This is a genomic window from Herbaspirillum lusitanum P6-12 (genome assembly GCF_000256565.1).
In the GTDB taxonomy this organism is placed as follows: domain Bacteria; phylum Pseudomonadota; class Gammaproteobacteria; order Burkholderiales; family Burkholderiaceae_D; genus Herbaspirillum; species Herbaspirillum lusitanum.
The window spans coordinates 1-10,228 of record NZ_AJHH01000820.1; the positions used below are offsets into that span (position 1 = coordinate 1).

The 10,228-nt window shown below is 62.0% G+C and carries 9 protein-coding genes; 2 read left to right on the forward strand and 7 right to left on the reverse strand.

All coding sequences use genetic code 11. The annotated features are described in order from the left end of the window. The 5 genes from HLUSI_RS0126175 to HLUSI_RS0126200 all read right to left on the reverse strand — a co-directional run. Positions 1-1,432: methyl-accepting chemotaxis protein (locus HLUSI_RS0126175; protein ID WP_016836737.1), on the reverse strand; the 1,432-nt coding region annotated here is incomplete at its 3' end. A 279-nt stretch (positions 1,433-1,711) separates the two neighbouring features. Next, the gene (locus HLUSI_RS0126185) at positions 1,712-2,947 is read right to left on the reverse strand and encodes an ABC transporter substrate-binding protein (RefSeq protein ID WP_029364054.1); all 1,236 of its coding nucleotides are present in this window, start codon (positions 2,945-2,947) and stop codon (positions 1,712-1,714) included. Between the two features lie 110 nt (positions 2,948-3,057). Then, a complete protein-coding gene (locus HLUSI_RS0126190; protein ID WP_016836740.1) occupies positions 3,058-4,227 on the reverse strand; it encodes a branched-chain amino acid ABC transporter substrate-binding protein in 1,170 nt (389 codons plus the stop codon). A gap of 225 nt (positions 4,228-4,452) precedes the next feature. Further along, positions 4,453-4,779 (reverse strand): hypothetical protein, encoded by a 327-nt coding sequence (locus HLUSI_RS0126195; RefSeq protein WP_016836741.1) that lies wholly within the window; start codon positions 4,777-4,779, stop codon positions 4,453-4,455. An 11-nt stretch (positions 4,780-4,790) separates the two neighbouring features. After that, positions 4,791-5,723: a DMT family transporter gene (locus tag HLUSI_RS0126200; RefSeq protein ID WP_016836742.1), complete on the reverse strand. Its 933-nt coding sequence runs from the start codon at positions 5,721-5,723 to the stop codon at positions 4,791-4,793. A 230-nt stretch (positions 5,724-5,953) separates the two neighbouring features. On the opposite strand from HLUSI_RS0126200, the gene HLUSI_RS0126205 reads away from it, so the two are divergent. Both HLUSI_RS0126205 and HLUSI_RS0126210 read left to right on the forward strand, forming a co-directional pair. After that, positions 5,954-6,319, forward strand: a complete 366-nt coding sequence (locus HLUSI_RS0126205) for a hypothetical protein (RefSeq protein ID WP_016836743.1) — start codon at positions 5,954-5,956, stop codon at positions 6,317-6,319. A gap of 287 nt (positions 6,320-6,606) precedes the next feature. After that, positions 6,607-7,158 (forward strand): flavin reductase family protein, encoded by a 552-nt coding sequence (locus HLUSI_RS0126210; RefSeq protein WP_016836744.1) that lies wholly within the window; start codon positions 6,607-6,609, stop codon positions 7,156-7,158. A gap of 99 nt (positions 7,159-7,257) precedes the next feature. Here the strand turns inward: HLUSI_RS0126210 and HLUSI_RS0126215 are convergent, their stop codons facing one another. Further along, positions 7,258-8,919 (reverse strand): methyl-accepting chemotaxis protein, encoded by a 1,662-nt coding sequence (locus HLUSI_RS0126215; RefSeq protein ID WP_016836745.1) that lies wholly within the window; start codon positions 8,917-8,919, stop codon positions 7,258-7,260. Positions 8,920-9,061: 142 nt separating this feature from the next. Next, positions 9,062-10,228, reverse strand: a 1,167-nt coding sequence (locus HLUSI_RS0126220; RefSeq protein ID WP_016836746.1) for a patatin-like phospholipase family protein, incomplete at its 5' end; no start/stop codon positions are given.

Genomic DNA, 10,228 nt, shown 5'->3' on the forward strand with positions numbered 1-10,228 from the left:
TTTGCTCGTGGCTGGCGGCGGAGATTTCGCCGACCACGTCGGTCACGTGCTTCACGCTGGCGACGATCTGTTCCATGGTTTCACCGGCCTGGCCGACCAGCTTGGCGCCGGTGTCGACCTTCTCCACCGAGTCATCGATGAGCGACTTGATTTCCTTGGCGGCGGCCGAGCTGCGCTGCGCCAGGCTGCGCACTTCGGTGGCGACCACGGCGAAACCGCGACCTTGTTCGCCGGCACGGGCTGCTTCCACTGCTGCATTCAGGGCCAGGATATTGGTCTGGAACGCGATGCCGTCGATCACGCCGATGATGTCGACGATCTTACGCGAGGAAGTATTGATGGAGTCCATGGTATGCACCACCTGGCCGACGATGGCGCCGCCCTGCATGGCGATCACGGAAGCGTTGCGCGCCAGCTGGTTGGCCTGCCTGGCGTTGTCGTCGTTCTGCTTGACGGTGGAAGTCAGTTGCTCCATCGCCGAGGCGGTTTCTTCCAGCGAGGCGGCCTGGTCTTCGGTACGGGAGGCGAGGTCGCGGTTGCCTTCGGCGATCTGGGCGCTGATTTCGGTGACGTCGCTGGCGGCATCGCGCACTTCCGTGACGGTGCGGCGCAGGTTGCTGCTCATTTCCGACAGCGCGGCCATGATGCTTTCATGTCCCTTGCCGAGGTCCTTGTCCTGCTCGATGGCGTGGTAGAGCTCGCCGCGGTCGACTGCGAAGGCCAGTTCCCTGACTTGTGCCGGTTCGGCGCCAAGCGCACGGCGGATGTGGCGCGTGATCAGTGTCGCCAGCACTACGCCGGTCGCCATGGCAACCGCCAGCAGGACCAGCATCAGGGCCTGGAAGCCATGCGCCAGGTTGCGTGCGTGGGCCGATTCAACCTGGGTCATCTGCTCTTGCAGGTCGATGAATTTGTTGATCGAAGCCAGCCATTCGACGAAAGCCGGCTTGCCTTGCTGCAGCATGATCTGTCGTGCGCCGTCGGTATCGCCCGAGGTGCGGGCCGCGATCACGCGTTGCACCAGCGGCATGGCGCGCGCTTCGATGGCCTTGATGGCGGCGAGGTCGGCGCGTTCTTCGGCGCGGACGTTCTTGCCCTTTTCGCCGGAGAAGATGGCGTCGAGCGGTTGCGCCGATTGCTGGTAGTCGTTGTCCAGTTTGCCGATCAGGCCGATGACGTCCTTGACTTCGGCGTCGCCCACCAGGGTCAGGTCGCGCAGCGCGATGGCGCGGTCATGCACGCTGCCGCGGAAGTTGATCGCGTAGCGCTGCTTGACGTTGTTGTCGTCGCTGATGGTGCTCAGGCTGCCTTCGATGGCATTGACCTTCATGATGCTGAGCACGGTGAGCGCCGCCATCATGGCCAGCACGATGGCGAAGCTGATTCCGAGGCGGGCTGCAACGCTGATGGCAGGCCGTGGCGATTGGTTCATGGTGATGCTCCCTGAGGTTGTGCGCCGTCCGGAGTCGGCGCTTGTCTTGTTTTTGTCGGCTGGCGGCACCTTTGCAGTGCACAACAGCTTCCAGCTGACGCAATCTTAGAGAAAATCAATGCCTAACAAAAATTGATAGTATTTATTAATTTGATAGGTTTTATGCACAGTCCTTGCCGATGCTGGGTTAGCGCCGGATCCGTGTGGAAATTACGCCGCCGCGGCAGGCATACCGCGCCCGCCTTGCTGGCTTGATGTTGGCGGCCTGACGCCGGGGGATCAGTCCACCGCGCGCAGCTTCTTCACTTCCGCATCCGAGGGCTGCAAGCTGGCGCCGTCGACATACACGAAGCTGCTCATGATGCCCTTGCCGTCCTTGACGCCGGTGCGGCCGACGAAAGCGCCCAGAGTCGACTGGTGATCCTGCGCGCGGTAGGTGATGGTCGCCACCGGCGTCTCCACCCTCAGGGCGGAAAACGCCGTCGCCAGTTTGTCCGAATCGGCGCTGCCGGCCTTCTTCAGCCCGGCCGCAATCGACATCAGCGCGCTATAGCCGACCAGCGAGCCGTTGCGTGGATAGTCGTTGAATTTCTTGCGGTAGGCATCGACGAATTTCTTGTGCTCCGGCGTATTGATGGCGTACCACGGGTAGCCGGTCACGAGCCAGTTACTGGGTGCTTCGGCACGCAGCGGGTCGAGGTATTCCGGCTCGCCCGACAGCAGCGACACCACCTCGCGTCCTTCAAACAGGCCGCGCGTATTGCCCTCGCGGACGAACTTGCCGAGGTCGGTCGCGAACAGCACGTTGAAGATGGCATCCGGCTTGGCATCGGCCAGCGCCTGCGTGACCGCACCGGCGTCGATCTTGCCCAGCGGCGCCGCCTGCTCGGCGACGAATTCGATATCCGGTTGCGCCGCCTTCATCAGTGTCTTGAAGCTGGCGACGGCGGACTGGCCGTATTCATAATTCGGATAGACGATGGCCCAGCGCTTCTTCTTGAGCTTGGCCGCATCCTTGACCAGCGACGCCACCAGCATGTAGGTCGACGGACGCAGGCGATAGGTGTACTTGTTGCCGTTATGCCAGACGATCTTGTCGGTCAGCGGCTCGGCCGCGAGGAAGAAAATCTTGCGCTGCCTGGCGTAGTCGGTCAGCGCCAGCCCGGTGTTGGACAGGAAGCCGCCGAACAGCAGCGACACCTGTTCGCGCTTGACCAGCTCTTCGGCCACCCGCACCGAGTCGCCGGGGTTGCCGTTGTCGTCGCGCGAAATCACTTCCAGCTTCTTGCCGAGCACGCCGCCTGCAGCGTTGATTTCTTCCAACGCCATCTCCCAGCCCTGGCGGTACGGCTCAAGGAAAGCCGGCTGCGCCTTGTAGCTGTTGATCTCGCCGATCTTGATGGTGGCCTGGGCGGCGGCGTTGCCGGACAAACCTGCGGTGGCCAGCACCGCCGCAACGGCGGCGAACTGCAGTGCGTACGTGAAGCTGAATGTAAAGCGGAGTCGCGAATTCATGGTGTCCTTCCCGGTAAAGACCACAAGTATAGCGAGCGCCGGGAATTTCCACTGCACACGCCCTTGTTGCAGAATCGAAACTCATTTCATGAATGGGCGTGAGATGCGTTCTAGTTACCCATGCCGACGTGATACTGCTTGTACATGGTCCACACCGAATTCCTGACCTGGTAGGTCGAGAAACTCACATCGCGCAGATCGCCGTGGGCGTCGAATGAAATCGTGCCGGTCAGGCCGTTATATTTGATCGCATGCAAGGCCGCAGTCACCTTGCGCGGATTAGCCGAGCCGGCGCGCACGATTGCTGCGGCCAGCACTTGCACCTGGTCATACGCCACCGCTGAATAGGCCCCGGGCGCGGCGTTGTAGCGCTGCAGGTAATTCTTCTCGAAGGCGTCGAGCTGCTTCGACTTGCGCTGGTGGGCGCCTGGCATGATCGACACCGTGCCTTCCGCACCGGGACCAGCCGTCTGCAAGAATATCGGACCGACCAGCGAGGCCGCCGTCACCAGTTGCGCCTCGATCCCGAGGCGGTACATGTTTTGCGCCAGCATCGCGCTCTGCGATGCCAGCCCGCCGAAGAACACCGCGTCCGCCTTGCCGACCCGGATTGCCTTGAGGATGTCGTTGAAGTCATAGGTCGTGGCGTTGACCGAATTGACGCTGACGATCTTGCCGCCCAGCTTGGTGAAGGCGCTCTCGAATTTTTCCTTGTAGTCCCGCCCGAACACGCTATCGTCATGCACGATGGCGACACGGCTCTTGTGCAATTCCTGCGCCACGTAAGAGGCCAGCACGGCAGCGCGCTGCTCGTCGTAGGCGGCGATGCGGAACGCGCTGTCATGGCCCTGCTGGGTGAAGCGCCGTGTTCCGGAAATGGCGAAATGCGGAATCCCGGCCTTCTGGTAGATCGCCGACGAGCTGACCGCAACCGCGCTGTTGAAAATGCCGACCACGCCGGCGGTATCGTTCCTGACGAAATAACGCGCCGCGATTTCGGCGATGCGCGGATTGGATTTGTCGTCCTGCACCTGCAGCTTGAGCACCAGCCGGTCGCTGCCCAGGCGCATCTCGGCGCCGTTGATCTCATCGACCGCCATCTTGACGGCATTGAGCATGCTGGTTCCGCTGGCGCTGCTCAGGCCGGTGAGCGGCCCGGCGAATCCGATGGAGACGTTCTTGTCGGCAGCCGTTGCCGGCGGCTGCCAACCGAGCAACTGCAATCCCAGCAGCGCCGCCATGGCCAGCAGCGCCATGCCGCGTTTGCCTTGCTTCTCCATATGTCCCTGTCCTTTCGCCCTCGCGCTGATGTAGTTGGTATGAGTGCGCGACGCCGATAGTTATATCATCCCGCCCCGCGGCGGCATAAAGAGGAAAAGAAGCATAAAAACCAGAGATTTCATCGTCATCGCAGGCATGTGGCGTATGTAGCAGTCATGACATTTTCCCTATCCCTTCCTGTGCGATCACTTTCATTTATTTTTCGCAAATCCGGGACTTTTTGTTCAGGCTTGCCACACGCCGTAACCGGCCTCACGCAACCCGATCGCCAACTCGACCTCCATGTCGCGCGCGCCGTCGTAGGGCATCGGGTTGTACATTTCGTAGAGTTTGGGCAGCAGGCGCAGGCCGAAGTCGCGTACGTAGCGGTTGGACTGGATGCCGGCCTTGTGCTTGTCGAAACGCAGGTCGACGTTGAGACCGGTCATGCCGACGTAGACGCAGGGCTTGCCGGTCACGTAGCCGGGATTGGCCTTGCGGAAGCGCGCCTCGTACAACACGTCGGCTGACAATTCGATGACGTAGACGGAGTAGTGGTGGCGGCGCGTCATGATGCGCGCGGTCAGGAATGCGCCGCACCTGCGGCGGACCTGCCGGTTACGGTCACCAGCAGCATGCCGGCCAGTGCGACCGCGAAGGCGGCCAGCTGGATCAGCGTCAATTGTTCGCCCAGCGCCAGCACGCCGACCAGCGCGGTACTGACCGGCAGCATGACCGTGAACACGCCGGCGCGTGCGGCCGGCACCGACTTGAGGCCGGTCATCCAGAGCCAGACGCTCCACACGCTCGCGGCCAGCGCGTAGAACACCAGCAGCAGCCAGATGCCCTTGTGCACGGCGGCGAAATCGAACTGCAGCGCGGTGTAGAAACCAAGCGGCGTCATCAGCACCAGCCCCCATAAATTGATGACGGAGCTGATGCGCTTGGGACTGAGCACGGCGGTGAGCTTCTTGCCGATGACGGCGTAGGAGGCTTCACACAATACGGCGGCGAACACCAGCAGGTTGCCCAGCCAGGCTTGATGGGCGCCGTCGGCATCCAGGCCTGGCGCGTGCGGATTCCTGGCCAGCGACAGCAGGCCGATGCCGAGCGCGCCGCAAGCCACCGCCATCCAGACGCGTGCGCCGATGCGTTCGCGCAGGAAAATCCAGCTCATCAGCGCCACCACTGCCGGGATCACCGACATGATGACGCCGGCCGACACCGCACTGGTCATGCTGACGCCGCTGATCATGCAGATCGTGAACAGGAAATTGCCGAGGAAGGATTCGAGGAACACCAGCAAGCGCGTGCGCGGCGTCAATGGCGCTTCGTTGGCGGGCTTTTTGAGCCAGCGCAACATCGCCGCCGCACCGATGCCGAAGCGCAACCAGGCCAGCAGGAACACCGGCAGCGCCGCCGCCAGCGGCTTGGTCAGCGCGACATAGGCGCCTACCATGGACATGCTGAGGGCGAGGCAGACATAGGCCATCAGGCGGCCGGGAGTGTAATTCATGGAGGCGGGCTTAGGTCTGTTGGCGTCGGTTGGCTTTCCCCAAGGAAAGCAGCCCTGCATTCTAACTTGAGCGCGCCCCGATTGCAGGCTGGCGGCAGGCTGAGTCTTGATCCTCGCCGACTTGGTAAGAATTGTAAGCAAGTAATGCCGGGGCTTTTCTTCGTTCAAAAATAGAATATATTCGAATCGTGGCGAGAAATAAGATGCGCCTCAACTGAAAGGACATCATCATGATCAGCAAGAAAATCATCCCTGCCCTGCTTGTTACTGCAGTGTTGGCAGCCTCGGTTTCGACTTCGGCCTCCGCACATGATCGCGGCGGCAACGGCCTGGCGATCGCCGCCGGCATCATCGGCGCAGTCGCAGTCGGCTCGATGATCGCCAACGCCAACGCGGGCCCGAGCTATGCACCGCAACCGGTCTATCAGCAAGCGCCGCAACCGGTGTATTACCAGGAGGCGCCGCAGCAGGTCTACTATCAGCCTGCGCCTGTCTATGTGCGCCCTGCCCCGGTCTACGTCGAGCGCGAATACCGCGAACGTCCGGTGTATCGTGAATACCGCCGAGAGTATCGCGACGTGTATTACAGCCGGTAATTGCAGTCCTTGATTCCAGTCCTTGATTCCAGTCATTAAGCAGAGCCCCGGCCGGAGGCTGCAGGCACATTGAGCGCCTGCAGCCTCCGGCTTTTTGCCGCCCTCCTTCATCCACAATGCAAACCTTGCAGGACTGGCATGACCGGATGGCAACAACTTGACCGGCCGCCAACGAATTACGGCGCCCAGCGGGCATTTCAGCGTGAAAATCAGTTTTTGTCCTACAGAAACGCGGCCGGCGTCGGACATAGAATGGATGATCTTCATTTCCGCACTGGTGGTCCGCGATGAGCAAGAAGGTCGATTACCCCGTCTCCGACATCCGTCATTATCTTGAGCCCGGCCCGATCGTGCTGGTGACGTCGCGCTGGCAGGACGAGACCGACGTGATGACGCTGGGCTGGCATACCGTGATGGAATTCACGCCCTCGCTGGTGGGCTGCATCATCGCTGCAGGCAACCACAGTTTTGAACTGATCCGCAGCAGCCGCGAGTGCGTGATCAACATTCCCACCGCCGAGATGCTCGACACGGTGGCCGACATCGGCAACTGTTCCGGCGCCGACGTCGACAAGTTCTCGCGCTTCGGCCTGCACACCAGCAAGGCGGAAAAGGTCAAGGCGCCGCTGCTGGACGACTGCTTCGTCAGCCTCGAGTGCAAGCTCTACGACGACTGCCTGATCGACACCTACAACTACTTCATCTTCGAAGTCGTCAAGGCGCACGCTGCCCCTTCGCCAAAATATCCGCAGACCGTCCACTACACCGGCGACGGCCAGTTCCGTGAAGCAGGACGCCACGTCAGCCGACGCGGCCGCTTCATGCCGCAGAATCTCTGATCACTGATCCGGAAACACCGCGCCAAAGAAAAGGCCGCACAACCGTGCGGCCTTTTTCACAACTGCAGCGACAGCTTCTTGCCGCCTCACGCGTCGCGCTTAGGCATCCACCTCATGTTCCAGGCGTCGTGGCGCAGGCGACACCAGGCGCACGGCCGATGGCGTGATGTCGATGGCGCGCTTGGCCGATTGCGACGCGGCGGTTGTCACCAGGCGTGCGGCGTCCAGCTTGAACACGCTGACCACCTGCTCCAGCGTCTCGGCCTGATCCTGCAAGGCCTGGGCGGCTGCTGCGGCTTCTTCCACCAGCGCGGCGTTCTGTTGCGTGACGTCGTCCATTTGCGATACGGCCTGGTTGACCTGGCTGATGCCGCTGCTTTGTTCTTCGCTGGCGCTGGCGATCTCGCCGACGATGTCGGTGACCTTCTGTACGCTGTTGACGATGTCGCTCATGGTGGTGCCGGCTTGCTGCACCAGCTTGCTGCCGGAACCGACCTTGTCGACCGAGTCGTCGATCAGGGTCTTGATTTCCTTGGCGGCGGCGGCCGAGCGCTGCGCCAGGCTGCGCACTTCGGAGGCGACCACGGCGAAGCCGCGGCCCTGCTCGCCGGCGCGCGCTGCTTCGACGGCGGCGTTCAACGCCAGGATGTTTGTCTGGAAAGCGATGCCGTCAATCACGCTGATGATGTCGACGATCTTGCGCGAGGATTCGTTGATCGAGTTCATCGTGTCGACCACCTGGCGCACCACGTCGCCGCCTTGCGAGGCGATGTGCGATGCCGACAGCGCGAGCTGGTTGGCCTGCTTGGCGTTCTCGGTATTCTGCTTGACCACCGAGGTCAGTTGCTCGAGGCTGGATGCGGTTTCTTCCAGCGATGCAGCTTGCTGTTCGGTGCGCGACGACAGGTCGGTATTGCCGACCGCGATTTGCCGGGCGGCGACGCTGACCGAATCGGTCGAGGTGCGCACCGTGCCGATCACGTCGACGATGCGCGCACGCAGTTTGTTGAAGGCGGTGGCGGCGTGGCCGATCTCATCCATGCGATCGACCCGCATCGGCTGCGACAAGTCCAGCGAGGCGCTGACTTCTTCAAACGTGTTGCGGATATTGCGCAGGCTGCCGCTGATGTTGCGGTACAGGGTCAGCGCCAGCGTGCCGGTCAGCAGGAAGGCCACGACGATGACCGCGACCATGCTCTTGAACGCGAACTCGTACGCGGCGATGCTTTCGGCGCGCACGTCGTCGACCAGCTTGCCGTTGTAGGCGATGTGATCGTCGATGCCTTTCTTGACGCCGGCGGCGGACAGCGCCAGCGGACTGCCGGCCGCCAGCGTGGCGCGCACGCCATCCATGTCGCCCGCATGCGCGGCGGCGAAGAACGGAATCAGCGCCTTGCGGTAGGCTTCCATGTTGACTTTGTCGGCTTCCAGCATCTTGCGGTCGGTGTCGTCGAAGAGTTGTTCTTTTTCATACTTGGCGACGACGTCGTCGAAGGCCTTGTTGGCATCGGCCACGGCCTTGTCCAGCGCGGTCTTGTCGCTCAGGTTGGAGAACACGGAGAGGCGATAACCGGCCAGGCGCGTATCGGCGAGGAAGCCCTTGGCGGCATTGAGACCGCTGATGCTCGGGATGATGCGGTTCTGTACCGTGTCGAAGCGTTGCTGCGCGCGCTGCAGTTGCCAGAGGCCGTCGATGCCGACGAACAGGAGCGCCAGCAGGGCCACCGAGAGAGTGAGAATAAGGCGTTTGGTGATCGTCATGGTCGTTTCATTTCTCAAAAAGTGAATGGAATCCGCGGCCTCGTGGGCTGCGGTGCTGGCGTTGTCTCCTCCTGCAGGAGGCGATGCTGGCGATTCCGGTGTTGCTGTTTTAAATGCCGTGCTGCCAATACTGAATACTCGCTTACGCCGCTAATGGAGTGCCTTCAAAGGCGTTCTGCAGCGACTCGCCATGCTCGCGACAGAACTCCTTGCCGGCGCGGTAGCCGACGTCGAACAGCAACTGCATGTTCGACGCGGACCAGTCCAGCACCTCCGGCCAATGCTCCTCCGGAATGCCGCTCATGAGATCGACCTTGAGCAGGCGGCGCAGTGGTTCGCCGGTGTCCGGATGGGTGTTGTGCTCGAGTTCGAACAGGCGCATCTCAGTCTTCGAGATCTTCACCAGCGGCGTGATGATGGAGCGCACCCAGGCGTCGTACAGATTGCGCGGCTTGCGAATCAGGCGGTCCTCGCCGAGGATGTCGAGCACCACCAGGGTGTCGATGTCGTCGTGCTTGCCTGCGTCGACTCCCTGCGTCCTCAAGGGATCGAAATTGAGCGTGTCGAGCGCAGCGCCTTCGATGTAATCGTCGCCGCCGATTTCCGTCGGCGGGTACAGGAACGGAAACGACAACGCGGCGCGCACATGAATCGGCGCGATCTCGCCCTTGTCCCATATCTGCATCTCGCTCTTGCTCATGTTGTAGGCGTTGATGTAGAACGCCGGCTTCATGCGCGCGATCGCGTCGAAGTCGATCGCCTGTTCGAGGAAGGGGTGATGCGCGCACAGCCCCAGGCTCTTGGACGACAGGTCCGAGGGCGACATGGCCGACAACATCAGGTGCATCCAGTCGTTCCATGCGCCCGACGCTTCGGCGAAGCGCTGCGTGAAGACGTCGAGGAAAGGATTGCCGGCCGCGCCGGCCATGTTGGGCAAACCGGCCAATTGCGGCATCTGCGGCAACTGTGGCATCTGAGGCATCTGAGGCATTTGCGCTGGCACCTGGTCGCGGAAACTGCGCGCGCCCTGGCCGGGCTTGTTGAAGATCTTGTAGTTGACCGGGAACATCTTGTAGATGCTGTCGGCGACGCCGACCTCGGCCCAACGCACCAGCGCCTCGCGCGGCGTGCAACCCAGCGGCGCCTGATACAGCAAGCCCATGAGCACGCCGGCGCCGGAGGCCGAGATGACGTCGAACTCGATGCCCTCGTCGAGGAACGCCGTCAGCGCGCCCGCGATCAAGGTTGAATTCGGCGCACCGCCGCCGATTATCAATGCTTTTTTTCCCGCCCTGTACTGATTGGTCAT

What these genes read in the sequence shown, in the direction of transcription:
- HLUSI_RS0126185 (WP_029364054.1), bottom strand. Translation starts at nt 2,947, where the DNA reads ATGAATTCGCGACTCCGCTTTACATTCAGCTTCACGTACGCACTGCAG.
- HLUSI_RS0126190 (WP_016836740.1), bottom strand. Translation starts at nt 4,227, where the DNA reads ATGGAGAAGCAAGGCAAACGCGGCATGGCGCTGCTGGCCATGGCGGCG.
- HLUSI_RS0126195 (WP_016836741.1), bottom strand. Translation starts at nt 4,779, where the DNA reads ATGACGCGCCGCCACCACTACTCCGTCTACGTCATCGAATTGTCAGCC.
- HLUSI_RS0126200 (WP_016836742.1), bottom strand. Translation starts at nt 5,723, where the DNA reads ATGAATTACACTCCCGGCCGCCTGATGGCCTATGTCTGCCTCGCCCTC.
- HLUSI_RS0126205 (WP_016836743.1), top strand. Translation starts at nt 5,954, where the DNA reads ATGATCAGCAAGAAAATCATCCCTGCCCTGCTTGTTACTGCAGTGTTG.
- HLUSI_RS0126210 (WP_016836744.1), top strand. Translation starts at nt 6,607, where the DNA reads ATGAGCAAGAAGGTCGATTACCCCGTCTCCGACATCCGTCATTATCTT.
- HLUSI_RS0126215 (WP_016836745.1), bottom strand. Translation starts at nt 8,919, where the DNA reads ATGACGATCACCAAACGCCTTATTCTCACTCTCTCGGTGGCCCTGCTG.